Consider the following 26,136-nt stretch of genomic DNA (forward strand, 5'->3'; position numbering starts at 1 on the left):
ATAAAATCAATTTGTTAATTTTTTTTATAATGGTTGGCTCAGTTGTTTATTCTCATTGGTGGCTCACTAGAAAAGAGAATTGCTTAACATTTCTGTAAAATTTATTGGCGTCAGATTTCAGGTTCTGTTAGTTTCCGGACAACTTTCAATGAGAGATTTCTTGTTTTTTTCATGAAACTAAACCGTAATTCTGATTTTTGGAATAGTTATTGCTAGTCGTTGTTGGCGGCAGATTGGCATAAACCTTGAGAAAAACATCACAAAATCTCGTAAAGGGCGGTTAGAAATGCAAATAAAGTTTAAGCAACGGCCACTGGCAATAATTGGCACTCTTCTGGCTTTGTCATTTTCGTCCGTATTGATGGCGGCGGTAGTTCCTGCGGGTGTGGTATTAGCGATAGATCAAAGTATTACCGTTAATAATGGTTCTGAGGTCGCCTCTTTGGACCCGCATAAAGTAGAGGGAAACCCTGAAACTAATATTATCCTGAATTTATTAGAAGGCTTGGTTAGCAATGATGCTAATGGTCATATTATTCCTGCCGTTGCTACCCACTGGGATAATGATGGTTATAAGGTATGGACCTTCCATCTGCGTGATAATGCGGTATGGAGTGATGGGACTCCGGTCACGGCCCAAGATTTCGTGTATAGCTGGCAGCGATTGGCCGATCCGAAAGTGGGGTCACCGTATGCCAGTTATTTGCAGTATGCTCAAATTAAGAATGTTGACGAAGTATTAAAAGGCACCAAAAAACCCGATGAGTTAGGTGTTAAGGCGTTAGATGCTAAAACGTTGCAAGTGACCTTAACTGAACCTGTCCCTTACTTTATCAGTATGTTGTCACACACCTCGATGAAACCCGTTAAGCGTGAGGTTGTTGAAAAATACGGGGATAAATGGACTCTGCCACAACACTTTATCGGTAATGGTGCCTACCAATTAAAAGATTGGGTGGTCAATGAGCGGATCGTGTTAGAACGTAGTCCGACTTACTGGAATAACAAAGAAACAGTGATCAATAAGGTAACCTTTTTGCCAATAGCGTCTGAAGTAAGTGATATTAATCGCTTTCGCAGCGGTGAGGTCGATATTACCAACAGCGCCATTCCTGCGAATCTTTTTGCCAAAATGAAGAGAGATCTGCCATTACAGATTCATGTCAGCCCGTATCTGTGTACGTTCTATTACGAAATTAATAATGAAAAAGTGCCATTTACCGATGCCAGAGTAAGAACAGCCATCAAACTAACGCTGGATCGTGACATTATCGCGACCCAGATTATGGGGCAAGGGCAAATACCTGCTTATGGTTTTACGCCGACGTTTACCGACGACGGTAATTTTGCTTTACCCGAATGGGCAAGTTGGACGCAGGAAGAACGTAATGCTGAAGCCAGGAAACTGCTGGCTGAGGCCGGTTTTAATGTTCAAAACCCATTAAAATTTAATTTGCTCTACAGCACCTCAGATCAAAATAAGCAGCAGGCTATTGCCGCGGCCTCTATGTGGAAAAAAAATCTGGGTGCGATAGTAACCTTACAGAACCAAGAATGGAAAACGTCGTTAGAAAGCCGCCATCAAGGGCAGTTTGATGTCGCCAGAGCGACCTGGTGTGGCGATTACAACGAGCCGAGCGCCTTTCTGAATATGTTGTTATCGGACAGCAGCAATAATACTTTCTTCTATAAGAATCCTGAGTTTGATGCGCTGTTGGCGAAAACACTGGCGGCTCCTAATACCAAAGCGCGCACCGCGTTATATCAGCATGCTGAGAATATATTGGATAAAGATTCTGCGATGGTGCCCGTTTATTACCGCGTCAGTGTCCGGCTTATTAGGCCCACAGTCGGTGGGTTTACCGGCAAGGATCCACAAGATTTAATGGATTTAAAAAATCTGTATATTCGCAAGTTGCCGCAACAAAAATAGAGTCATAAAAGACATAGCAGTAAAAACAAACTTATATGTTAATTGTTCATCGTCGTGAGTCGTTGTGACATGACATTGGTAAGAAAACAGACAGAGTAATAGGGATGTATCGCACAGTATGGATTTTAGTCTGATGCTGATACAGAGGGATATTACATTGCCGGATTCGTTCCCCGTGCGATGTAATGTAAAAATACCTTTTAAAGGTGAAGCTTGCTCAGTCACTGAGCGATGCGATAATAAAAACTGGAGTGGATATCAGCATGACCAACATCACGAAGAAACATTTACTGGCAGCAGGTATTGCTGCTGCTATGGGTATGATGGCTGTGGGAAATACCTTTGCAGCCAATGTGCCAGCTGGCGTACAACTGGCAGAGAAGCAAGTTTTAGTCCGTAATAATGGCTCCGAACCTCAGTCATTGGACCCGCATAAAATTGAAGGCGTTCCTGAATCAAATATTTCACGCGATTTGCTGGAAGGGTTGGTTATCAACGATCCAAACGGCAAAATTTTGCCGGGTGTAGCAGAAAGCTGGGATAATAAAGACTTCAAAGTTTGGACTTTCCATCTGCGCAAAGATGCTAAATGGTCAAATGGGGAACCTGTAACGGCACAAGATTTCGTTTATAGCTGGCAACGTCTGGCTGATCCTAAAACGGTTTCCCCATATGCAAGCTATGTACAATATGCCCATATTGAGAATATCGACGATATCATTGCCGGTAAAAAAGCCCCGAATACACTGGGTGTAAAAGCGTTGGATGACCATACTCTGGAAGTCACGCTGACCGAGCCCGTTCCTTATCTGGACAAACTGTTAGCTCACCCATCTATGTCCCCGGTTAATAAAACTGTGGTTGAGAAGTTTGGTGAGAAGTGGACTCAGCCACAGAACTTTGTCGGTAACGGTGCCTATAAGTTGAAAGACTGGATCGTTAACGAACGTATTGTGTTAGAACGCAGTCCAACTTATTGGGATAACGCGAAAACTGTCATCAATCAGGTGACTTACCTGCCAATCTCTTCTGAAGTGACTGATGTTAACCGCTATCGCAGTGGTGAGATTGACATGACCTATAACAACATGCCGATCGAATTATTCCAGAAACTAAAAAAAGAGATCCCGCAAGAAGTTCATGTTGACCCGTATCTGTGTACCTACTACTACGAAATCAATAACCAAAAAGCCCCCTTCACCGATGCTCGGGTTCGTGAAGCACTGAAACTGGGTATGGATCGCGATATCATCGTAAATAAAGTGAAAAACCAAGGTGATTTACCTGCTTATGGCTTCACTCCACCGTACACCAGTGGTGCCGAACTGACACCACCAGAATGGTTTAGCTGGACGCAAGAAAAACGCAATGAAGTGGCTAAGAAGTTGCTGGCCGAAGCCGGTTACACTAAAGATAAGCCACTGACATTCAACCTGTTATACAACACATCAGATCTGCACAAGAAACTGGCTATTGCTGCGGCATCTATCTGGAAGAAAAACCTGGGTGTTGATGTTAAGTTGGAAAACCAGGAGTGGAAAACCTTCCTTGATACCCGTCATCAGGGGACTTTCGATGTGGCTCGCGCTGGCTGGTGTGCAGACTATAACGAACCTTCTTCATTCCTGAATATGATGCTATCTGACAGCAGTAATAACACTGTGCACTATAAAAGCCCGGCGTTTGACAAGCTGATACAAGATACGCTGAAAGTTAAATCTGAAAAAGAGCGCGCTGGCTTATACCAACAAGCTGAAGTCTTGCTGGATAAAGATTCCGCTATTGTACCGTTGTTCTACTACGTGAATGCCCGTTTAGTGAAACCTTATGTCGGTGGTTATACCGGTAAAGATCCACTGGATAATATGCACGTTAAAGATCTTTATATTATCAAGCACTAATCTATTAGGGGCAGTCGCGGAACTCGCGTGCTGCCCTTATTGCTTTGAAATATAAAGTCGCAGTAAGAGGCTAAAGGTACAGGCAATGTTAAAATTTATTCTACGCCGCTGTCTGGAAGCGATTCCGACACTTTTTATTTTGATAACCATCTCATTCTTTATGATGCGTCTCGCCCCCGGCAGCCCATTTACCGGCGAACGCAATCTTCCTCCTGAAGTGATGGCCAATATTGAGGCGAAATATCACCTCAATGATCCGGTTTATAAACAGTATTTCAATTACTTGGGCCAACTTGCGCAAGGTGATCTTGGACCTTCGTTTAAATATAAAGATTACACCGTGAATGAGCTGGTTTCAGCATCGTTTCCTGTTTCCGCCAAACTCGGATTTGCCGCATTCTTACTCGCGTTAGTATTAGGTGTTAGCGCCGGTGTTATTGCGGCACTGAATCAAAATACCAAATGGGATTATACCGTTATGGGGTTTGCCATGACTGGAGTCGTGATCCCGAGTTTTGTGGTCGCGCCTTTATTGGTATTAGTTTTCGCTATTATATTGAAATGGTTGCCGGGTGGCGGTTGGAATGGCGGGGCACCGAAGTTTATTATCTTACCGATGGTGGCGCTATCATTGGCTTATATCGCCAGTATCGCGCGTATTACCCGTGGTTCAATGATTGAGGTTCTTCACTCCAACTTTATCCGCACTGCGCGGGCGAAAGGCTTGCCACTGCGGACCATTGTGTTACGTCATGCACTAAAACCTGCGCTGCTGCCTGTTTTGTCCTATCTGGGGCCTGCATTTGTCGGCATTATCACCGGTTCGATGGTCATAGAAACCATTTTTGGTTTGCCGGGAATTGGCCAGTTGTTTGTCAACGGAGCGTTAAACCGCGATTACTCTTTGGTTCTGAGTTTGACCATTTTGGTAGGCGCATTAACCATTTTATTCAATGCGATTGTTGACGTGTTGTATGCCGTTATCGATCCGAAAATCCGTTACTAGCACTGGAGCACGCCAATTATGTTGAGCAAGAAAAATAGCGAAGCTCTGGAGGTTTTCAGTGAAAAGCTGGAAGTTGAAGGGCGCAGCCTTTGGCAGGATGCCCGTCGCCGTTTTATTCATAACCGTGCGGCGATCACCAGTTTGGTGATCCTGATATTAATTACCTTATTTGTTATTCTGGCCCCGATGCTGGCGCAGTTTACCTATGCAGACACTGACTGGGGCATGATGTCAGCGGCACCTAATATTGAGTCTGGCCACTATTTTGGTACCGACTCATCAGGGCGTGATCTGCTGGTACGTGTTGCTATCGGTGGTAGGATCTCATTGATGGTGGGGGTTGCCGCGGCTTTGGTTGCCGTGGTTGTCGGCACACTATATGGCTCTTTATCGGGCTATCTCGGTGGTAAAGTCGATTCACTGATGATGCGTATTCTGGAAATTCTTAACTCATTCCCCTTCATGTTCTTCGTTATTCTGTTGGTGACCTTCTTTGGTCAAAACATCCTATTGATATTTGTCGCTATCGGTATGGTGTCCTGGCTGGATATGGCGCGTATTGTGCGTGGACAAACGCTAAGTCTGAAACGAAAAGAGTTTATTGAAGCTGCGGTCGTGGGCGGTGTTTCGACCCGTAATATTGTATTGCGCCACATCGTCCCGAACGTATTGGGGGTCGTGGTGGTATACGCTTCTTTACTGGTTCCCAGCATGATTTTGTTTGAATCCTTCCTGAGCTTCCTTGGTCTGGGGACACAAGAACCATTGAGTAGTTGGGGAGCGTTGCTAAGCGATGGTGCCAACTCAATGGAGGTTTCTCCATGGTTACTGATGTTCCCTGCCGGTTTCCTGGTAGTGACTTTGTTCTGTTTCAATTTTATCGGCGATGGCTTGCGTGATGCCCTCGACCCGAAAGATCGCTGAGGAGTAGCACTATGACGACTATTGATAATCAGTCTGCTGTTCAGCAACCGGTCTTGTTGGATGTAAAAGATTTGACCGTGACTTTCGGCACGCCAGACGGTGATGTGACCGCAGTTAATGCCCTTAATTTTGACCTGCGTGCCGGTGAAACGTTAGGCATTGTAGGTGAGTCAGGATCAGGTAAATCACAGACGGCTTTTGCTTTAATGGGGTTGCTGGCCAGTAATGGCCGGATAGGTGGCTCTGCGAAGTTTAATGGTCGTGAAATTCTGAACCTGCCAGAGAAACAATTGAACCGTTTGCGGGCTGAGGAAATCTCAATGATTTTCCAGGACCCAATGACCTCTTTGAACCCTTATATGCGCGTCGGCGAGCAGTTGATGGAAGTGCTGCGATTGCATAAGAAGATGAGTAAGAGTGAAGCATTCGAAGAATCCATTCGTATGCTTGATGCGGTAAAAATGCCTGAAGCACGTAAACGCATGCGTATGTATCCTCATGAATTTTCGGGTGGTATGCGTCAGCGGGTGATGATTGCGATGGCGCTGTTGTGTCGGCCTAAATTATTGATTGCCGATGAACCGACAACCGCATTGGACGTAACAGTTCAGGCACAAATCATGACGTTGCTGAATGAACTGAAAAATGAGTTTAACACTGCGATTATTATGATTACCCATGATCTTGGTGTGGTTGCCGGTATCTGTAATAAAGTTTTAGTGATGTATGCAGGACGAACTATGGAGTACGGTCAAGCCCGTGATGTGTTTTATCACCCAAGCCATCCTTATTCTATCGGTTTACTGAATGCGGTTCCTCGCCTTGATGCTGAGGGTGAATCTCTCATGACCATACCGGGTAATCCGCCGAACTTACTGCGCTTACCGAAAGGGTGCCCGTTCCAGCCCCGTTGCCAATATGCCATGGATCGCTGCGGGACGGCTCCTGCGTTGGAGCACTTTGGTGAAGGCCGTTTACGTGCCTGTTATAAGCCAATAGGGGAATTGCTATGAATGCCATGACAGAGAAGAAGGTACTGCTAGAAGTGGCTGACCTGAAAGTTCATTTTGATATTCAGGATGGCAAACAGTGGTTCTGGCAGCCGTCAAAAACACTGAAAGCCGTTGATGGTGTAACCTTACGTTTGTATGAAGGCGAAACCTTAGGTGTGGTGGGTGAGTCAGGCTGTGGGAAATCAACTTTCGCGCGAGCTATTATTGGTTTGGTTAAAGCGACCAGCGGCAGTGTCACCTGGTTAGGTAAAGATTTGCTTAATATGAGTGATACGCAGTGGCGCGCCACTCGCAGCGATATTCAGATGATATTCCAGGATCCGCTGGCGTCATTGAACCCGCGAATGACCATCGGTGAAATCATTGCCGAACCATTGCGCACTTATCATCCAAAAATGCCGCGTCAGGAAATCAAAGACAAAGTTAAGGCCATGATGCTTAAGGTCGGTTTGTTGCCTAACCTGATCAACCGTTATCCTCATGAGTTTTCGGGTGGACAGTGTCAACGTATTGGCATTGCCCGCGCGTTGATTCTTGAGCCGAAACTGGTGATTTGTGATGAGCCGGTTTCGGCGCTTGATGTGTCAATTCAGGCGCAAGTGGTGAATTTGTTGCAGCAATTACAGCGTGAAATGGGGCTGTCACTGATTTTCATTGCGCATGATTTGGCGGTAGTAAAACATATTTCTGACCGGGTATTGGTGATGTATCTGGGCCATGCAGTCGAGCTTGGTACCTACGATGAGGTTTACCATAATCCACAGCACCCTTACACCAAAGCGCTGATGTCAGCGGTTCCTATCCCTGATCCAGACAAGGAAAGGGCGAAAGTCATTCAGTTGCTGGAAGGGGAGTTACCTTCACCGATTAATCCGCCATCAGGTTGTGTATTTCGTACCCGTTGCCCGATTGCCGGGCCAGAGTGTGCGAAAACCCGCCCTCTAATGGAAGGCAGCTTCCGACATGCCGTTTCTTGTCTGAAGGTCGATCCGCTATAGCGTCATTATTTAGGCATTAAACGCCTAATAGCAAAAATCCCCGTCAGATAAATGACGGGGATTGAGATTCATGACAACGCTATTAATCGTTCAGTGAGTCAAAGGGTGATCGATTACTCTTTCCACAAAATGTGGCAAAGTTTATGGTCTTTCTCACGGCACAAGAGAACACGAGCAAACACATCGTTAATCTCCTCACCATCACTATCAGCAAGACCAATGACCACTTCGGCGAAAAAGTCCGGGTTTAAATCAAAATCGACATGTTCTTGCCAATCTTCTGCCGGATCAAATAGCTCCGCACCGCCGCGTTCTTCAAACTGAAGGTTAAACAACAAAATATCTGCTGGATCGAGGTTATCCCCCGCCAATTCCAGAAAAATATCGTAAGCCTGTTCCAGTGTTTCATCTTCAGTCAGGCGGTTATTGAGATCCATTGAGCTTGGCTCTGGTACATTCTGGTCCATTTTCAGATTCCCATTTGTCATTTGCAGATTGCGTTCATTAAAACATTCTCTATGCCGCTTTTACAATTATTATGCTATCTGAAGTCGATAACTCAGAGGATCTACAAAAGAGTCTGAGCCGTTCGGCTTATTACAGTAATGGGCTGAAAAAGTAGAATAATCTTTCGGTTACTCGATGCCAGAGAGGGCGCTTATTCCACAGTTCGCCATCTAACAACACCGAGCGGGCAATATAATCGCCCTGAACCTGAGCCAGATCTGCGCCAAAACCATCGTCATCAATCACCAGTGTGATTTCAAAATTCAGCCATAAGCTGCGCATATCCAGATTGACCGTCCCGACCAGACTCAGTTGGCCATCGACCAGCACACTTTTGCTGTGCAACAGACCGCCTTCAAACTGGTAAATTTTAACCCCGGCTTCCAGTAATTCTGAAAAGAACGCTCGGCTGGCCCAACGAACCATCATCGAGTCGTTGTCCCGTGGAACAATAATGCTGACATCAATACCCCGTTGTGCAGCGGTGCAAATGGCATGGAGCAAGTCATCACTGGGAACAAAATACGGGGTCGTCATGATCAACTGCTCACGGGCGGCATATACGGCAGTTAATAATGCTTGATGGATCATCTCTTCAGGGAAGCCCGGACCGGAGGCGATAACCTGAATAGTATGGCCGCTCTCTTGTTCGAACGGCATGATATTGGTTTCAGGTGGGGGGGGCAGAATACGTTTACCGGTTTCAATCTCCCAGTCACAGGCATAGACAATACCCATCGTGGTGGCTACCGGGCCTTCCATCCGTGCCATCATATCAATCCATTGACCCACCCCGGCATCTTGCTTAAAGAAGCGAGGATCAACCATGTTCATGCTACCGGTATAAGCGACATAGTTGTCAATCAACACGATTTTACGGTGCTGACGCAAATCCATCCGGCGCAGAAATACCCGAAAAACATTCACTTTGAGCGCTTCGACTACTTCGATTCCGGCATTGCGCATCATTGCAGGATAGGGCGTACGAAAGAATTGCTGACTGCCCGCTGAATCCAGCATCAGTCTGCAATGAACACCCCGACGGGCGGCAGCCATTAGCGACTCGGCGACCTGGTCAACTAAGCCACCCGGTTGCCAGATATAAAACACCATCTCGATATTGTGACGAGCCAGTTCAATATCACGGACCAATGCTTTTAGCGTATCGTCAGTGGTGGTCAATAATTGTAATTGATTGCCTTTAACGCCACTGATGCCTTGGCGACGTTCACATAGTTGAAACAGGGGGGTCGCCACCTCGCTATTTGAGCTGGCAAAAATGTGTTGGCAATCTTTCAGTTCACTGAGCCAACGAGCAGTAGAGGGCCACATAGCTTTTGCTCTTTCGGCGCGGCGCTTCCCTAAGTGAAGCTCACCAAATGAGAGGTAAGCAATTATTCCGACCAAGGGTAAAATATAGATAATAAGCAGCCATGCCATGGCCGAAGGAACGGCTCTGCGCTTCATCAGAATACGCAATGTTACCCCGGCAATAAGCAACCAATAGCCAAAAACCAAGAGCCAACTGATTACGGTATAAAATGTTGTCATAAGGGCGGAAGTCCTGTTCACAAACGGTCACTAAAGAGTGTACGCACAGTATTACAAAGTCGAAACCTTTAATCAGATATATTACTGGATAAAATCTTTAAAGCTAAGGGACTTGCAACAGCTAAGTCAACAATTGGCGGGTACTTTTCAGTCTTTCCGAACGACAAAAAATAGGCTATTTGGACTAAATACATGATTTCGCCGCACAGCGACTTGGATCAATAGATGAAAAGTTTATAATAGCCTAGTTCTCAGCTTTGGAAGAGTTGTTTCATGAGACGGAGTAGGAATGAGGTAGGCCGCTGGCGTATGCTGCGGCAAAATCAGCGCCGAAGAAATCGCTGGCTTGAAGGTCAATCACGGCGTTATCGCCATATATACCGTATCAGGCAACTCCACGAGCATCAGCATCGGCGGTCATTATTGTTCACTGTGGCTTATGAATGGTGATCCAGCGTGATGGTCATAAAAACAGTCTCTTTATGAGGCTGTTTTTGTTTTCCCCTTGGCATAAATACGCCAATTATTAACTTGTCACTGCAACACCGTGCATATAATAGGTTCCTAACCTGGTGGTTGCATATGAAATCGTCAATAGGCGCTAGCTGATTTTAAATTCAGTTATGATATCTTCCACTTAACATCACACTTTTTTCCGCAGAAAAATGACTCCTATCCTAAATTATCAAAATGCGACAATTCTGATGTCATTATTAATAATAAAATGCACCAATAGTAATGAATAAGTTTATTTCACATTATAATGACATCGCGTTACTCTATATATCAGGTCGCTTCGTTCTAACCATTCAGTTTCAGGGGTGTTACTGTTTGGTTGTTCGAGGTGACCTTTTCCATACTAAATTAATAGTAATTAAAATAAACATCGCTATAAAATAATAATTTTATATCTTTCAATGGGTTGTCATGTTACCTTGCTTTTGGGTCACTTTTACTATCGTTTTTAATCACTGATAATAAAAAATTGAACAATTTTACCAATTGATCAATACGACTATTCTAATTAAATAAAAGGAACTTACCGTGAGTAGCAGGCTAAACATTGCTGTTGATTGCATTTTTATCTGTGAGCCGGTTTACCGGCAGAACGGTAAGTTATTTGCTATGGAGTTATTGAGCCGGTTTACTACAAGCTCTTTTAAATCGCCCATTTATACTGAGCGTTTTCTGCATCAGTTAAATGCTCCGATGAAGATTAAATTGTTATGTGACCAATTATATGAGGTGGAAAATCACCAGAAATGGTTTATTGATCAACAAATAATACTCTCAATAAATATAGATTTTGATATGGCTCAAGCTGTGTTGTATGACGAAGAAATCATATTATTATTAAGCTTGATGCCCTTTATCCGGCTAGAAATAATGGAGAGTTTCCCTAATCTCAGTGATGGGCCGAAGAACACATTATTGAGTAAACTGGCTGAACGGTACTCTTTATGGTTGGACGATTTTGGTAGCGGCAATGCTAATCTTGCTGCTGTTGCCAGTGGCTTCTTTGAGTGCGTCAAAATTGATAAACAATTTTACTGGCAATGGGGAGGGAGTAGTACGTTTGATAATCTGGTCACGCGTTTACGTGACCATTGCCAGTGTGTGATAGTTGAGGGAGTCGAAACTCAGCAGCAGTTTATTCAGTTAACTGAGATGGGCGTTGATGCTATGCAAGGTTACTTATTTAGTTCATTGCCGCTGAGTGAAGTCAATAAGTTGCCGCTAGAATTTCTCAGATAGGACATCGACTTAACGAACTTTTGCTGTGAATATCACAGTTATACAACGCTGATCAGCGGATGATATGATCCCAATTTCAGCAAAGGCGATCGTTCATGTCTCAATATAAATTAGCGAAAACAGTATTCTTCGGGGATTTGAAAGTCAGTACCGCACTTTATAAGTATGAGATTTATTGTGAAGAGTCTGAGCTGCTATACCATGCCGCTATTTATTCTGAACAAATCATTGCTGCCGGTAAACACACTTATCCTGTCTGGGTAAGGAAAGACCATATGATATTAAAATCACCAGCGCACATGCTGGATAAAGCCGTTGAGGCATGCGAAGAGCATTGGCTGAAGCACTACAAAGTCTAGTGAGTGGTGGTTTTATGTTGAAACATCGATTTTAAACGCCAGCATAAAAAACAATACGCCTAGGCTCAGGCGTATTGTTGAGTATCTACAATGCTATCAAGGTGGTTAATCAAATAATTCTGACAAGAAACTTTTCTTCTTGTAGTACTTAGGTTTTGCATGCCCATGATTATCACGATCCTGGCCTCGATTGTCAGAATGAGGGGCCGGTACAGCTACACTCTCAGCGGATTTTTCAATAATTTTATCGAGTTCCCCACGATCCAACCAGATACCACGGCAATCAGGGCAGTAATCGATCTCAATGCTTTTACGTTCAGACATTACCAGTTGGGTATCTTTGCATACTGGACATTGCATAGTCTTGATCTCCGCATTTAACAAATGACGTTACGTCACGATATAAAAATCGATATCTGATTAGACAATCATTCTCAGTAAGTATAAGTAAAGATGATTAAATATAGGTAATCGTGGGGATGACCGACAGGTGGTATAGGGCGGTAAAACAGAAGATGGCTACGTATATTCAGTTTTGTTTATATATTAGCAGGATATACGTAACAAATTATTACTGATTTAGAACACCCGCTTATAGGGTTTTACGCTGACGGATTGATATACACCGGCAGCAATATAAGGATCATCGTTGGCCCAGTTTTTCGCCTCTTCCAGTGAGGCAAATTCAGCGATCACCGTCGAGCCAGTAAACCCAGCGGCACCTGGCTCGGCGCTATCAATAGCCGGATTTGGGCCAGCAGTCAGTAGGCGGGCTTGATCCTGCAATGCTTGTAAGCGTGCCAGATGTGCTGGGCGTACGGATAAACGCTTTTCAAGTGAGTCGGGGACATCAGTGGCAAAGATTACATACAGCATGTTTCACCTTTAAAATATTGATACTCGCCATACTGCACGCGGTAGGGATTGCCTGCCAGCAACTCAAATTATTGAGGGAGTATAACGAGGTAAGTTGTGCTCGGTGCTCCATAACAGCATGTTCCATCGATAAGTTCAATCATGCATGGCGGTGCCCTCCCTACGGTTATCCAATGAGTACACCGGTCATTAATCAGGAAACCAAATGATCATCAAGTGTTAAAGGAACCTATTATTTCACTGACATTGCCGCTTAAAACATCATTTAAGGCTATTCGATAAGATTGTTTGTCGTTGCTTATTGAATATGATTGCTATTTGCATTTAAACTTAGCTGCATCAGAGGACACTGAATTATTATGCAGCTAAATAAAATTTTCCTGGGTCGACGGCTTACATGGCCAATCGCATTTTCAGTAGGGCTACACGGCAGTGTGGTTGCAGCATTGCTGTACGTTTCCGTAGAGCAAATGAAAATACCACCTGAAATAGAAGATGCGCCACTGGCAGTGACGATGGTCAATATAGCTACCTTTGCCGCTCCACAACCTGTGGCTGCTGAGCCACAGGCCGAGCCTGAACCTATTGAGGAGGAGGCAGCTCCAGAGCCTGAAATATTGCCAGAGCCTGTTGCTGTCGCCATCTCTGAACCCGTGAAACCAAAACCGAAGCCTAAACCTAAACCGGTGAAAAAAGAAATCAAAAAGCCGGACGTGAAGACGGTTGAAGCGCCACGAGATGAAAAATCGGTCAAATCCGATGAGCCAGCACGGGTGGCTAACAATGCGCCGGTAAAATCAGCGCCTAAGGCTTCGGTTCCGGGCATCTCTACCACCGCAGGGCCAAAAGCCTTGAGTAAGGCGAAACCGATTTATCCGGCAAGGGCACTGGCTTTAGGGGTCGAAGGGCAGGTCAAGGTACAATACGATATTGACGAAAATGGCCGGGTTACCAATGTCAGGGTGCTGGAAGCGACACCTCGCAACACTTTTGAGCGTGAGGTGAAGCAAGTGATGCGTAAATGGCGTTTTGAAGCGGTAGCGGCGAAAAATTATGTCACAACCATCGTGTTCAAGATTGGCGGCAGTATGGAAATGAATTAATGCCGTTATTGATTGCGTTGTTCAGGGGGGAATAGGTCCGTCCCAGAATAAGAAAAGGGTCGCTTTTAGGGCGACCCTTTTAATCTCAGAAAACGTGGTTAGCCACTATTGAGTGGCACCAACCTCGAAATTCCCTCGGCCGTCAGGTAACGCACGGGCCTTACCAGTATCATCAACGGCGACATAGGTAAAGACGGCTTCAGTGGCGCGATAGCGTTGACCAATCGGTTCAGAAGAGACCTTTTTCACCCAGACTTCGATATTGATGGTAATAGAGCTGCGGCCGGTTTTAATACAGCGTGCATAGCAGCAGACGACATCGCCAACCGCAACAGGTTTGAGGAATGTCATCCCATCAACCCGTACAGTAACCACCCGCCCCTGTGCTATCTCTTTGGCCTGGATGGCACCACCAATGTCCATTTGTGACATCAACCAGCCACCAAAGATATCGCCATTGGCATTGGTATCAGCGGGCATTGCAAGGGTACGAAGTACCAATTCACCGTTAGGTAATGATTGCTCACCCTGAGGTGATAGTTGTTCCTGGGTCATCTCTGCCTGCTTTTGAAATTATGACTTTTTCTGTTCTTCCGGCATATGCCGGTAAATATAAACGCCGCTGATTAGTGTGAAAATCAAGGTCAGTGCGGTTAAGCCAAAGACTTTAAAATTCACCCAGATATCCTGAGGTAACCAAAATGCCACATAGATATTCAGCAAGCCGCAAGCCAGGAAGAACAGCGCCCAGGACATATTCAGTGTTGACCAGACCGCATCAGGTAGCGTCAGTTCTTTGCCGAGCATCCGTTGAATCAATGGTTTTTTCATAACCCATTGGCTTACTAATAAAGCGACCGCAAACAGAACATACAGGACAGTCACTTTCCATTTAATGAATAAGTCACTGTGGAATGCCAGCGTTAAGGTTCCGAATACCAACACCATAACCGCGGTGATCAGCGTCATTTTTTCTACCTTGCGATATTTAATCCAGGTAAAGGCCAACGCTAATAAGGTGGCGACAACCAGTGCCCCTGAGGCGACAAAAATGTCATACATCTTGTAGAAAATGAAAAATACGACCAATGGGAGAAAATCTAAAAGTTGCTTCATGAATCAATCCATCATTTGTACACCGCCCGACTATACCGGATTCAACGAAGTGAGGGTACCTGCGGCAAAAGACTATTATCCTTAATTATCTGCCGGAATGCGCGCTTCGCCAGTGGAATTTGCAGAAACTTACGATAAATAAGTAACAGATTCTGTTTGCATATTGCCAGTAATACGTTAACCCAGCATGATAAGTAATAAATAGTGGGTTAAGGCGGGTTGGAGTCAATATGCAAAGAAAGTCACTGCGGTATTGGATGCCGGGGTTAACCCAATTAATGGCTTATGAACGCGGTTGGCTCAAACCGGATATCAGGGCGGGTTTATCTGTGGCCGCAGTAGCATTGCCTATTGCGATTGCTTATGCTGAATTGACCGGTGTCAGTGCTGCAGTTGGTTTGTATTCCTGTATTCTACCGATGATTGCCTATGCCTTTTTTGGTTCCTCGCGGCAATTGATTGTCGGGCCTGATGCCGCAACTTGTGCAGTGATCGCCGCCGTGGTAGCACCGCTGGCGGCAGGTAATAGCGAAGTTCACTGGCAGTTGACCATTATGATGACGTTGATGATGGGAACGTGGTGCCTGGTGGCCAGCCGTTTTAAACTGGGTGCATTGGCCGATTTGTTATCGCGGCCGATACTGACCGGCTTGCTCAATGGGGTGGCCATTACCATTATTGTCGATCAGTTAGGCAAGGTTTTTGGTTTTATGACTCGGCCGCCACAACTGATCGAGCGGGTACTGGCGCTGCCGCATAATTTGATTAACAGCCATTTACCCACGGTTGCTATTTCGTTACTGACCTTCGTCGTGCTGTATGGCGTCAAATGGTTACGGCCAAACTGGCCAGCGCCTTTGTTGGCAATCGTTATGGCAACTTTTGTTTCTTGGGCTGCCAATATGCAGCAGTTTGGGGTGGGTGTGGTCGGTGGTTTTGACGGTGGCCTGCCCATGGTGCATTGGCCTGATTTTCAACCGGGTCTGTTACGCGACATGGTTATCCCGGCCCTTAACCTGGCGGTGGTCAGTTTTGTCAGCATGATGCTGACTGCCCGCAGTTTTGCGGCGAAGAATGGTTATGAAGTGGATGCGGATGTGGAACTGCGTGCATTGGGTATCACCAATATTGTTTCTGCTTTATCCCAAGGTTTTGCCATCAGTGGCGCCAGTACCCGAACTGCGGTTAATGATGCCAATAATGGTAAGAGCCAATTGGTTTCTATTATTGCCGCGTTGATGATTGCGCTGGTCTTGCTGTTTTTAACCCGACCACTGCAATTTATTCCGATCGCAGCGCTGGGAGTCGTACTGATTTATGCCGCTTGGTCGTTACTGGGATTCAGAAGTTTATGGCAGTTACGTAAACGTAATACGCAAGCTTTCTATTTGGCGATATTCACCTTCGTCAGCGTGGTATTGGTGGGTGTTATCAGTGGCATCGGTTTGGCGGTATTGTTGGGGTTATTACAATTCTTGCGTACGGTATTCCGCCCAACGGAGCAGCTATTAGGGGTTAATGCTGATGGCATGATCCATTCAATGCGCAGTGGTAATGGGATTAAACCCGTACCCGGCGTGATGATTTACCGTTTTAACTCGCCCCTCACGTATTTCAATGTGGCCTATTTTAAACGGCGCATTCTGAATCTGGTCGACAGTACACCACATCCGGCCAATTGGGTGGTGATTGATGCGGTTGCCAGTTTTACTTATGCCGATGTCAGTGTATTGGCGGCGATTGATGAGCTTAAACGCGACTTAAAACAGCGTAATATTAAGTTGATACTGGCAGGAAGGCGCACTGAACTGACGCGCTGGTTCCGGATTAATCGGCTGAAAAGTCATGATGATGACCTGATTTTGGTGCCGGATTTGTATCTGGCGCTTAAGTTGATTCAGAGCAAGCAGCGAGTGGCCGAGGCACAACAGCCAGAGCAACAAGTACCGGAAGCTGGGGCGGAGCCTGAAATTAGCTGATCGATTTTCATTATTGATGACTCATCCAAATAATAGCAAAAAGGGCCGTAATGGCCCTTTTGTCGTGTTATCTAAAGCGATATTTATACGGTAATATCGGCCGGGCGCAATAACATATATAAGCGGAACAGATACACCAGCAATAATGCTGACACCAGATTGCTAAGCGCACTTAAAATCACGGTGGCAATCGGGGTTGGCAGAGCAGTCAGGTGGCTAACTAAATACAGTAAAATCAGTTTAGCGGCTATCCATAACATCATGGCAGGGATAATCAACCGCACATTGGCGAATGCCAGTTTAGTGCTGGTTTTTATTGCCGCAAAAACACCCATTTTTTCAGTGGTAACAATAACGGGTGACAACGAAAGTGCGACGGCAATGACGACACCTGGCACAATAAACATCGTCAATCCTAACTGAATCAACAAGGTACCGATAAACATCAGTAGCAGTAAGCGAGGTAAAATGGGCACTGAAATACCAATAGCCTGCAATGCGCTAACACGGCGACCGGTTGATACCATAGAAATCAGCGTTAACATGCCACCGACTAATAATACGTTACCCACTAATGCGGAGAAGGTGGCTGCCGCAGAGACTTTGAGTAGCACCATCTGTTGCTCTGGTGTCATCTGCGACACTATCTCACTAATGCTTAAACCTGCTGATGACGTAATATCACTTTCTGTGGAACTCAAAAGACCTAATTGTTCAGTATCAGGGATAAATGCCTGATTTAACATGACGGTAATGAACGCAGTCAACACCGCCAGCAACAGGATTGCGGGCAGTTGATTACGTAAAAAGTTAAAACTGTCACGGTATAAAGTGTTAGCCGTGATAGGCATGAAAGCTCCTTGGGATCGAGAAATAGCGCTAGATGATGATTATACCTTGTTATGGCGCGCTGTGGCACACCGTCATTGGTCTACTACTGATTTCTTCTCATCTGATGACCTCGAAGTTATCCATCTGCAAGGATGGCAACCCTTTAATTTACAATACCTTACAAAATAAGCAACTAACCGATCACCATTTCACAGCTACGATCCCCCAGTATAGCTGCATGGCAACGGTTCCATTTCTCATTAATGGTCGTTAGCTCAATTTGGCGTAATGGTGCGATTATGATCCAGATCAATTTCAATATTATTAATGAATTAAATAACCCTACATAAAATAGGATTTATTTAAATTGTTATGAAAGATGTGATCTCGATTGGATCATAAATACTCATTTGTAGGTATATTCTGTTCGCGAATATACCTACAAAGGGAATGGATAATGAAAAAAATCACTTTGGCATTGTTAGCCGTAGCCACTCTGGCACCAACAGCGGCAAGCGCGCATCAAGCAGGCGATTATATTTTCCGGGCAGGGACGGCAACGGTCAGGCCAAATACAGGGTCTGATGATGTATTAGGTTATGGTTCCTTCAAAGCAGATAACAATACTCAGTTCGGTTTGACCTTCAGCTATCTGATAACCGATAATATCGGTGTAGAGCTGCTGGCTGCTGGCTGCTGGCTGCTACGCCGTTCCGCCATAAAGTTGGCCTTGGGCCGACCGGAGACATTGCCGAAGTTAAGCAATTGCCTCCTACATTAATGGCACAATATTATTTCCGCGATAAACAAGACAAACTGCGGCCATATCTGGGTATCGGTCTGAATTACACCACTTTCTTTGATGAGAAATTCAATAACACCGGTACGGGTGCCGGATTGACGGATTTAAGCGTTAAAGATTCGTGGGGTATTGCCGGGCAGGCGGGTATGGATTACATGGTCAGTGAAAACTGGATGCTAAATATGTCGGTCTGGTGGATGAACATCGAAACTGACGTCAAGTTTAAAGCCGCAGGCGAAGAACAGAGCATTCATACCCGCCTTGATCCATGGGTGTTTATGTTTGGTGCTGGCTACCGTTTCTAACCTATTGTCGCTCGACGCGGTGGGGCGGCGGGTTTGTAAAGGAGGCGCAGAGATGCGCCTCCGATCATTATACTATTTGATTTGCATTTGGTTACTGACCGATTTCACACCCGGTACGGTACGCGTGATTTGCACGGCACGGTTTGCATCCTGACTTGAGCTAACGAAACCACTCAACTGGACTCGCCCTTTGAAGGTCTCAACACTGATTTCAGTAGATTTTAGATTCTTCTCACCCAGTAATGCTGATTTCACCTTGGTTGTGACCACGGTGTCATCCAGATACCCCCCGGTTCCTTCTGACTTGGTTGTTGGCGCACATGCTGACACTGCCATTGCCATGACAACTGCGATACATAAAGCTGAAAGGGTCTTAAAAAGCCGCATAAATTACTCTCCATGTTTATCAATGTGTAAGAGGACGTTGCAGAACAGAGACGGTCAATAAATGATTAGCTGTTACATAATTATTGGTGATGAATGGCTTTTATTCAAACTGACAACGAAGATACCGCGTGGGAGAGGTGAAAAGAGAGTGAATGTAGCGCCTGATCTGCACGAGTCATCAGGCGCTGATTGGCCAGTTAACGGCGGGTTGCCGCTTTCATTTTAGTGACGAAATGGGCCAACTGAAGCAACATTTCGGCGGGCTGTGAGACATTATTTTCGATGATTTTCACAATCGCAGATCCTGAAATTGCACCTGCTGCGCCTGCCGCCAAACTGGTTTTCACCTGTTCAGGTTCTGAAATACCAAAACCTTGCAAGGCTGGAGCCGCATGATATTCACGCAATTTATCAATCAAATGATTCAACGGGAGATGACCGTGATTCTCAGCGCCGGTGACCCCCGCGCGGGAGAGCAGATAGGTATAGCCACGGCCATGAGAAGATATTTCTCGCAGTAGGTCATCATCTGCATTGGGTGGGCAGATGAAGATAGGGGCAATCCCGTGGCGCAATGCCGCCGCACGGAAAGGGGCCGACTCTTCAAAGGGGACATCCGCGATCAGCACAGAATCGACGCCTACATCGGCACAACGCTGGTAAAAGTTATCGATACCGTTGTGGAATACCAGATTCGCATACATTAGCAAGCCAATGGGAATAACAGGGTGTTTTTTGCGAATTTTTGCCAGCATATCAAAACAGATATCGGGGGTGACTCCGGCGGCAAAAGCACGTAGTGCCGCGTTTTGAATCGTCGGGCCATCAGCCAACGGATCAGAGAATGGGATACCCAGCTCTAAGGCATCGGCACCTGCGGCAATTAAGGTATCGATAATATCTAAGGAAATGTCGGGTGACGGATCGCCTAGCTGGACGAAAGGAACGAATGCGCCTTCTCTCTTTGCCGCCAATTGGTTGAAAAGCTGCTGATAACGCTCCATTAAATCTCTCCCCGTGCTTTCAAAATATCGTGAACGGTGAAAATGTCTTTATCACCGCGCCCGGACAGATTCACCACCAGTATCTGTTCTTTTTCCGGCGATGCTTTAATCATTTTCAAGGCATGAGCCAGTGCATGAGAGGATTCCAGTGCCGGGATAATCCCCTCTTTGCATGACAGTGCTTTAAAGGCTTCCAGCGCTTCGTCATCGGTAACCGAAACGTAATCAGCGCGGCCAATGCTATTCAAGTAAGCATGTTGTGGCCCGACTGATGGGAAGTCTAATCCAGCAGAGATTGAGTAAGATTCTTCGATTTGCCCATCGCTGGTTTGCATCATCGGCGATTTCATCCCGAAGTAGATGCCCACTTTACCGTGTTTAAGCGGGGCACCATGTTGGCCGGTTTCGATACCCAGCCCGGCCGGTTCAATACCAATCAGAGCAACGCCCGGTTCATCAATAAAATCAGCAAACATACCAATAGCATTCGAGCCACCACCGACGCAAGCCAATACCACATCTGGCAGGCGGCCTTCTCTGGCCAGCATTTGCGCTTTGGTTTCTTCGCCAATCATACGTTGGAATTCACGCACAATAGTCGGATAAGGGTGCGGGCCTGCTGCGGTTCCCAGCATATAGTGGGCGGTTTCGTAGCTACCAGACCAATCGCGGAGTGCCTCATTACAGGCGTCTTTTAGCGTTGATGAACCACTGTGCACCGGGATGACTTCTGCACCCATCAGGCGCATACGGAACACGTTCGGGGACTGGCGTTCAATATCTTTGGCCCCCATATAGATACGGCATTTCAAGCCCAGCAGAGCGCAAGCCAGTGCTGAAGCGACCCCATGTTGACCCGCCCCGGTTTCCGCGATGATTTCGGTTTTACCCATACGTTTCGCCAATAAAGCCTGGCCTAAAACCTGATTGGTCTTATGTGCGCCACCGTGTAGCAAGTCTTCACGCTTCAAATATAACTTGGTTTTTGTCCCTTCGGTCAGGTTTTGGCACAACGTCAGTGCTGTCGGGCGGCCAGCATAGTTCTTTAGCAAATCCTGAAATGTCGCCTGGAACTCAGGGTCCCGTTGAGCACTGACAAAAGCCTCTTCCAGTTGCTTCAATGCTGGCATCAAAATCTGGGGCACATACATGCCACCGAACTCGCCAAAATAAGGATTAAGTGTGGTCATTTTTTTGTCCTGGTAAGTAAATTAGCAGCTAGTAAGCGCGTAATGTCTGGAACACGGCGGCGATCAACTGGGGATCTTTGATGCCGGGGGCGCTTTCTACACCGGAATTGATATCCAAACCTGCACAGCCCAGTTGGGCCGCAGCATCACAGTTATCGGGACCTAGTCCACCGGCTAGCAAGACATTATCCAGTGGTTGGTCGGCTAATAACGACCAATCGAATTGTTGCCCGGTGCCACCGTTGCCGCTATCAAAGACATAGCGTTCGACATGCGTTAGATTACGTGCTGGTATGGTGTCTTTGACACTCAGTGCTTTCCAAATCTGGCAACCGGCAGGCAGAGCCTCGCGCAATTGATTGATATAGGTTTGATCTTCTTGCCCGTGCAATTGCACAGCGGCCAGTGATAATCGCTCCGCCGTTTGTTGTATGGTTTCTACTTTGGCATCACGGAACACTGCGACATATTTCAGGGGCGCGCCACTGATAACTGCTCGGGCCTGAGCAATATCCAGGTTACGTGGTGAGCTGCCAACAAAAATCAACCCACCATAGACGGCCCCAGCACGGTAAGCGGCGGCGGCATCTTGGGCGCGGGTCAGACCGCAGACTTTATTCTCGCCCAGTAATACGCGGCGTACTGCGGCATTAAGGTCGGGATCAGACATCAAGGCACTGCCAATCAGGAAACCGTTGGCAAACTGGCTCAGTTCGCGCACTTGCTGGTAATGATTAATGCCGGACTCGCTGATGACCGTGACACCTTCAGGCAGACGCGGAGCCAGTTCACGGGTACGATCCAAACTGATAGACAAATCACGTAAGTCACGGTTATTGATGCCCACCACTTTAGCACCCAATGCAATGGCACGATCCAGTTCTGCGGCATTGCTGGCTTCAGTTAGCACGCCCATATTCAGGCTGTGCGCAACGGCGGCCAGTTGGCGGTAGGTGTCATCGTCGAGTACCGATAGCATCAACAAAATGGCATCAGCCTGATAAAAACGGGCGAGCTGAATCTGATAAGCATCGATAATAAAGTCTTTGCACAATACTGGCTGAGTCACTACCGCGCTGACTTGCGGCAAAAAATCAAAACTGCCCTGGAAGTACTTTTCGTCCGTTAATACCGAAATAGCCGAGGCGTAATTATTATAAACAGCCGCAATTTCTGCCGGATTGAAATTATCGCGAATAACGCCTTTGGACGGAGACGCTTTCTTACATTCCAGGATAAAAACGGTTTTACTGTCTTGTAACGCATGATAAAAATCGCGTTGGCTCAGCGTGATCCCGTTTTGGAAACTGGCCAGAGGCTGTTGCAACTTCCGCGCGGCAACCCAGATTTCCTTATCTCGCACTATGTTGTGAAGTACGGTTTCCTGCATGATTTATCCTCTTGCTGCCAGAGCGGTAACACAGTCAAAAGCCTGACCGCTGTGGATCATTTCCAATGCCTGCTGCGCGTTATGGCGCAGGTTTTCCTGACCGTGCAATTTCAGCAATAACGCCACGTTAGCCGCGACGGCTGCGGCGTGTGCCGGTTCACCTTTACCTTGTAACAACCGTGCTAAAATGTCACGGTTTTCTTCCGGTGCGCCGCCTTGCAACGCGCCGAGTGAATAGCGGTTCAGACCAAAATCTTCCGGTGTCAGCTCATAACTTTCAATACTGCCGTTATTTAGCTCCGCGACCTGAGTCGGGGCATGGATCGCTACTTCATCCATTCCGCCACCATGAACCACGGCTGCGCGCTGGTAACCCAATACTTTCAGGGTTTGGGCGATGGGCAATACCAGTTCAGGGCTATAGACACCAATCAGCGCCAGTGGTGGGCGGGCGGGGTTAATTAATGGACCCAGTACATTAAACAGGGTGCGGGTCTTCAACTGTTGGCGAACCGGCATCGCATGGCGAAAACCAGTGTGATACTGCGGCGCAAACAGGAAACAAACCCCTAATTCATCCAATGCTAATCGCGATTGCTCGGCGCTCATGTCCAGACGAATGCCAAAAGCGGCCAGTAAGTCTGATGAACCGGAACGGCTGGAGACACTGCGGTTACCGTGTTTAGCCACTTTCACCCCACAACTGGCGGCCACAAAGGCGCTGGCTGTGGAAATATTAATGCTGTTAGTGCCGTCACCACCGGTACCGACGATATCGGCGAACAGATAGTCAGGGCGCGGAAAGAATTGTGCATCGGCCAATAGAGCTTGTGCGGCACCGGCAATCTCTGCTGGTGTTTCACCGCGTATTTTCATACTGATCAACGCTGCGGCCAATTGGCTGGCTTCCAGTTCGCCACGCACGATAGCGGCAAAAAGCTGTTGGCTTTCTTGTTGGTTCAGCGATTCGGCGCGAAACAGCTTTTCTAATAACAATTCTTTCGATAATAAAGTTTGCATCTTATATTCCTTCATTACGCTAACGCCCAAGCTAATGTCTGCTCAAGTAAACGGGCACCTTGAGTGGTTAAAATCGACTCCGGATGGAATTGGTAACCACAAACCCGGTGGGCATCATGACGAACCGCCATGACCATCTCGCCAAAACGGGCGTTAACAGTTAATTCTATGGGGATATTACTGCCGACTAATGAGTGGTAACGGGCCACCGGTAATGGATTAGGCATCCCCGCAAACATGCCTTGCCCATCGTGTTCAATGGCCGACGCTTTGCCATGCAAGATCTCACCGGCCTGACCAACATGGCCGCCATAGGCTTCGACGATAGCTTGATGACCAAGGCAAATGCCAATAATGGGTAACTGACCACGTAAACGTTGCAATAACTCCGGCATGCAACCCGCCAGTGCCGGGGTTCCGGGGCCGGGTGATAGCATCAGCACCGGTTGTTCGAGTTGCTGCAAACGCGCAATAATCGTCTCGGCGGCAATCTGGTTGCGGTAAATCACGACGCGATGACCACTAGAACGCAGTTGGTCCACCAGGTTGTAAGTAAATGAATCGATATTATCGAGCAGCAAGATATCGGCCATCAGAAAATCTCCCTGGCATGGTGGGCGGTGGCAATAGCGCGCAGAACAGCACGTGCTTTATTGCGAGTTTCATCGGCTTCCGCCTGTGGAATTGAATCCAGTACCACACCGGCACCGGCTTGTACCGTGGCGATGCCGTCTTCGACATAAGCTGAACGGATAACAATGCAGGTATCCAAATCACCGTGCGCGGTAAAATAGCCTACTGCGCCGCCGTAACTGCCGCGACGAGACCCCTCACTGCCCGCGATCAATTGCATAGCGCGGACTTTTGGCGCACCGCTCAGGGTGCCCATGTTCATACAAGCCTGATAAGCATGCAGTACGTCCAAATCATGACGCAGGGTACCCACAACGCGGGAAACCAAATGCATGACAAAGGAATAGCGGTCGACTTTGGTTAAATCAGCCACATAGCGACTACCAGGCTCGCAGATACGCGCCAGATCATTACGTGCCAAGTCCACCAACATCAAGTGCTCCGCCAGCTCTTTATGGTCGGTGCGCATCTCCAACTCAATGCGGCTATCCAAATCACGGTCCAACTCACCATTGGCCCTGCGGCCGCGTGGGCGGGTACCCGCAATAGGGTAGATCTCAATTTGGCGGTTGGTGGCATCGTATTTCAGAGCGCTTTCAGGTGACGCGCCAAACAGCGAGAATTCGTTATCCTGCATAAAGAACATATACGGACTTGGATTATGGTCTTTCAGGGTTTGATAAGCAGCCAGTGGTGACGGGCAAGGCAGCGAGAAACGGCGTGAAGGAACCACCTGGAAAACCTCACCTTGACGGATAGCCTGTTGCAATTCACTGACTACTGCGCCGTACTTTTCATCTGATTGGTTACACTGTAACGTCATTTCAGGCACTGGCTTGGCAGGAATAGGCTGTGGTGCTTGTTGTAGCTGGTGGCTAAGCTGCGCCAAACGGGTGGTCAGGCGCTGATGCTCGCTGCTATCAGGGGTGAACAGGCTGGCTTGTAACTGAGTAGTACGATGCTGATGATCTAATATCAGCAATGTTTCAGCTAAATAGAAGCAGAAATCCGGGCAACGGTTTTCATGACGCAGTGGCGGTAGGTTTTCAAAACCGGCAACCAAATCGTAAGCGAATAACCCGCCAAGGAACATGGCTTCCCGCCCGGCCATTGGGACCGCGACCAATTGTAACAGCAGGCGTAACGCATCAAAAACCGATAATGCCTGTAAACGCGAGTCTTCATCCTGTACTTCATTAATGACTGGGAAGGTTAATTCGCGGCCATTAGGGCGTAGCTGAATGTCAACTTCTGCGGGTAATACTGCATCCAACAACGGTAATAAAGATGCGCCATTGCGCGTCAGAGCTTCAATTGTCACTTTCTGCGCCAGCGCCGTAATACGCAACGCGCTGTCGATAATCAGCAGGCTTTTTAGGTTCTGTTTACTGGTCACTTCTGCAGATTCAAGCAGCAGCGTTGCGGGTCGTGCACCGCAAAGTTGGTGAAACAGCGCGGTAGGGTCATCGCGGTAACACGCCGTAGCGGTCAGTAACTGTAAAGTAGGGCGCGAGGTCTGCATCATTTATCTGTCCTGAAAAAAGTGATTACGC

The 26,136-nt window shown here is 46.9% G+C and carries 25 protein-coding genes and 1 pseudogene; 12 read left to right on the forward strand and 14 right to left on the reverse strand.

What is annotated here, in order from left to right:
- Positions 1 to 286: 286 nt before the first annotated feature.
- The 6 genes from AEP37_RS01360 to oppF all read left to right on the forward strand — a co-directional run bounded on the left by AEP37_RS01360 (position 287) and on the right by oppF (position 7,775).
- Entirely contained in the window at positions 287 to 1,933 is a 1,647-nt protein-coding gene (locus AEP37_RS01360; protein WP_049608691.1) for an ABC transporter substrate-binding protein, read from the forward strand.
- A gap of 263 nt (positions 1,934 to 2,196) precedes the next feature.
- Positions 2,197 to 3,834: an oligopeptide ABC transporter substrate-binding protein OppA gene (oppA, locus tag AEP37_RS01365; protein WP_049608693.1), complete on the forward strand. Its 1,638-nt coding sequence runs from the start codon at positions 2,197 to 2,199 to the stop codon at positions 3,832 to 3,834.
- An 85-nt stretch (positions 3,835 to 3,919) separates the two neighbouring features.
- Positions 3,920 to 4,840, forward strand: coding sequence for an oligopeptide ABC transporter permease OppB (gene oppB / locus AEP37_RS01370; protein WP_049608695.1), 921 nt, complete (start codon positions 3,920 to 3,922; stop codon positions 4,838 to 4,840).
- A 15-nt stretch (positions 4,841 to 4,855) separates the two neighbouring features.
- The gene (gene oppC / locus AEP37_RS01375; protein WP_049608698.1) at positions 4,856 to 5,764 is read left to right on the forward strand and encodes an oligopeptide ABC transporter permease OppC; all 909 of its coding nucleotides are present in this window, start codon (positions 4,856 to 4,858) and stop codon (positions 5,762 to 5,764) included.
- An 11-nt stretch (positions 5,765 to 5,775) separates the two neighbouring features.
- Complete coding sequence (gene oppD / locus AEP37_RS01380; RefSeq protein WP_049608701.1) at positions 5,776 to 6,777, forward strand: ABC transporter ATP-binding protein; 1,002 nt, start codon at positions 5,776 to 5,778, stop codon at positions 6,775 to 6,777.
- Entirely contained in the window at positions 6,774 to 7,775 is a 1,002-nt protein-coding gene (gene oppF, locus AEP37_RS01385; protein WP_049608704.1) for a murein tripeptide/oligopeptide ABC transporter ATP binding protein OppF, read from the forward strand. Before oppD ends, oppF begins: the two co-directional genes overlap by 4 nt.
- 113 nt (positions 7,776 to 7,888) lie before the next feature.
- Here the strand turns inward: oppF and AEP37_RS01390 are convergent, their stop codons facing one another.
- A complete protein-coding gene (locus tag AEP37_RS01390; RefSeq protein WP_032819973.1) occupies positions 7,889 to 8,212 on the reverse strand; it encodes an HI1450 family dsDNA-mimic protein in 324 nt (107 codons plus the stop codon).
- A gap of 160 nt (positions 8,213 to 8,372) precedes the next feature.
- Positions 8,373 to 9,833: a cardiolipin synthase gene (gene cls / locus AEP37_RS01395; RefSeq protein WP_049608707.1), complete on the reverse strand. Its 1,461-nt coding sequence runs from the start codon at positions 9,831 to 9,833 to the stop codon at positions 8,373 to 8,375.
- Between the two features lie 273 nt (positions 9,834 to 10,106).
- Between cls and AEP37_RS24520 the strand changes: the two genes are divergently transcribed.
- From AEP37_RS24520 to AEP37_RS01405, 3 genes are all read left to right on the forward strand, one after another.
- Positions 10,107 to 10,283 (forward strand): YciY family protein, encoded by a 177-nt coding sequence (locus tag AEP37_RS24520; RefSeq protein WP_072086220.1) that lies wholly within the window; start codon positions 10,107 to 10,109, stop codon positions 10,281 to 10,283.
- A 594-nt stretch (positions 10,284 to 10,877) separates the two neighbouring features.
- Positions 10,878 to 11,588 carry an EAL domain-containing protein gene (locus AEP37_RS01400; RefSeq protein WP_049608710.1) on the forward strand — a complete coding sequence of 237 codons (711 nt, stop codon included), beginning with the start codon at positions 10,878 to 10,880 and terminating at the stop codon, positions 11,586 to 11,588.
- A 95-nt stretch (positions 11,589 to 11,683) separates the two neighbouring features.
- Positions 11,684 to 11,947, forward strand: coding sequence for a hypothetical protein (locus AEP37_RS01405; RefSeq protein ID WP_049608713.1), 264 nt, complete (start codon positions 11,684 to 11,686; stop codon positions 11,945 to 11,947).
- A gap of 105 nt (positions 11,948 to 12,052) precedes the next feature.
- Here the strand turns inward: AEP37_RS01405 and AEP37_RS01410 are convergent, their stop codons facing one another.
- Positions 12,053 to 12,307: a TFIIB-type zinc ribbon-containing protein gene (locus tag AEP37_RS01410; protein ID WP_049608716.1), complete on the reverse strand. Its 255-nt coding sequence runs from the start codon at positions 12,305 to 12,307 to the stop codon at positions 12,053 to 12,055.
- A gap of 219 nt (positions 12,308 to 12,526) precedes the next feature.
- Complete coding sequence (locus AEP37_RS01415) at positions 12,527 to 12,823, reverse strand: YciI family protein (protein ID WP_049608720.1); 297 nt, start codon at positions 12,821 to 12,823, stop codon at positions 12,527 to 12,529.
- Positions 12,824 to 13,182: 359 nt separating this feature from the next.
- On the opposite strand from AEP37_RS01415, the gene tonB reads away from it, so the two are divergent.
- Positions 13,183 to 13,926 (forward strand): TonB system transport protein TonB, encoded by a 744-nt coding sequence (gene tonB / locus AEP37_RS01420; RefSeq protein ID WP_049608723.1) that lies wholly within the window; start codon positions 13,183 to 13,185, stop codon positions 13,924 to 13,926.
- Between the two features lie 105 nt (positions 13,927 to 14,031).
- Here tonB and yciA read toward each other — a convergent pair whose 3' ends face one another.
- A complete protein-coding gene (gene yciA, locus AEP37_RS01425; RefSeq protein ID WP_049608725.1) occupies positions 14,032 to 14,481 on the reverse strand; it encodes an acyl-CoA thioester hydrolase YciA in 450 nt (149 codons plus the stop codon).
- A gap of 18 nt (positions 14,482 to 14,499) precedes the next feature.
- Entirely contained in the window at positions 14,500 to 15,042 is a 543-nt protein-coding gene (locus AEP37_RS01430) for a septation protein A (protein WP_049608728.1), read from the reverse strand.
- 230 nt (positions 15,043 to 15,272) lie between these two features.
- On the opposite strand from AEP37_RS01430, the gene AEP37_RS01435 reads away from it, so the two are divergent.
- A complete protein-coding gene (locus AEP37_RS01435) occupies positions 15,273 to 17,021 on the forward strand; it encodes a SulP family inorganic anion transporter (protein ID WP_049608731.1) in 1,749 nt (582 codons plus the stop codon).
- Between the two features lie 83 nt (positions 17,022 to 17,104).
- Here the strand turns inward: AEP37_RS01435 and AEP37_RS01440 are convergent, their stop codons facing one another.
- The gene (locus AEP37_RS01440) at positions 17,105 to 17,872 is read right to left on the reverse strand and encodes a YciC family protein (RefSeq protein ID WP_049608734.1); all 768 of its coding nucleotides are present in this window, start codon (positions 17,870 to 17,872) and stop codon (positions 17,105 to 17,107) included.
- A 437-nt stretch (positions 17,873 to 18,309) separates the two neighbouring features.
- On the opposite strand from AEP37_RS01440, the pseudogene ompW reads away from it, so the two are divergent.
- Positions 18,310 to 18,959, forward strand: a pseudogene (gene ompW, locus AEP37_RS01445) (outer membrane protein OmpW).
- Positions 18,960 to 19,031: 72 nt separating this feature from the next.
- On the opposite strand, the gene AEP37_RS01450 reads toward ompW, so the two are convergent.
- From AEP37_RS01450 to AEP37_RS01480, 7 genes are all read right to left on the reverse strand, one after another.
- Complete coding sequence (locus tag AEP37_RS01450) at positions 19,032 to 19,346, reverse strand: BON domain-containing protein (RefSeq protein WP_049608737.1); 315 nt, start codon at positions 19,344 to 19,346, stop codon at positions 19,032 to 19,034.
- Between the two features lie 197 nt (positions 19,347 to 19,543).
- Positions 19,544 to 20,350 (reverse strand): tryptophan synthase subunit alpha, encoded by an 807-nt coding sequence (gene trpA, locus AEP37_RS01455; protein ID WP_049608740.1) that lies wholly within the window; start codon positions 20,348 to 20,350, stop codon positions 19,544 to 19,546.
- Positions 20,350 to 21,540, reverse strand: a complete 1,191-nt coding sequence (gene trpB, locus AEP37_RS01460; RefSeq protein ID WP_049608743.1) for a tryptophan synthase subunit beta — start codon at positions 21,538 to 21,540, stop codon at positions 20,350 to 20,352. The genes trpA and trpB overlap by 1 nt, the downstream gene beginning before the upstream one ends.
- 28 nt (positions 21,541 to 21,568) lie before the next feature.
- Positions 21,569 to 22,930 (reverse strand): bifunctional indole-3-glycerol-phosphate synthase TrpC/phosphoribosylanthranilate isomerase TrpF, encoded by a 1,362-nt coding sequence (gene trpCF, locus AEP37_RS01465; RefSeq protein ID WP_049608747.1) that lies wholly within the window; start codon positions 22,928 to 22,930, stop codon positions 21,569 to 21,571.
- 3 nt (positions 22,931 to 22,933) lie between these two features.
- Positions 22,934 to 23,950 carry an anthranilate phosphoribosyltransferase gene (gene trpD / locus AEP37_RS28025; RefSeq protein WP_049608748.1) on the reverse strand — a complete coding sequence of 339 codons (1,017 nt, stop codon included), beginning with the start codon at positions 23,948 to 23,950 and terminating at the stop codon, positions 22,934 to 22,936.
- A gap of 14 nt (positions 23,951 to 23,964) precedes the next feature.
- Positions 23,965 to 24,543: a glutamine amidotransferase-related protein gene (locus AEP37_RS28030; RefSeq protein WP_049608751.1), complete on the reverse strand. Its 579-nt coding sequence runs from the start codon at positions 24,541 to 24,543 to the stop codon at positions 23,965 to 23,967.
- Positions 24,543 to 26,105: an anthranilate synthase component 1 gene (locus AEP37_RS01480; RefSeq protein ID WP_049608978.1), complete on the reverse strand. Its 1,563-nt coding sequence runs from the start codon at positions 26,103 to 26,105 to the stop codon at positions 24,543 to 24,545. Before AEP37_RS01480 ends, AEP37_RS28030 begins: the two co-directional genes overlap by 1 nt.
- Between the last annotated feature and the right edge of the window lie 31 nt (positions 26,106 to 26,136).

The sequence above is a fragment of the Yersinia pekkanenii genome (genome assembly GCF_001152565.1).
In the GTDB taxonomy this organism is placed as follows: domain Bacteria; phylum Pseudomonadota; class Gammaproteobacteria; order Enterobacterales; family Enterobacteriaceae; genus Yersinia; species Yersinia pekkanenii.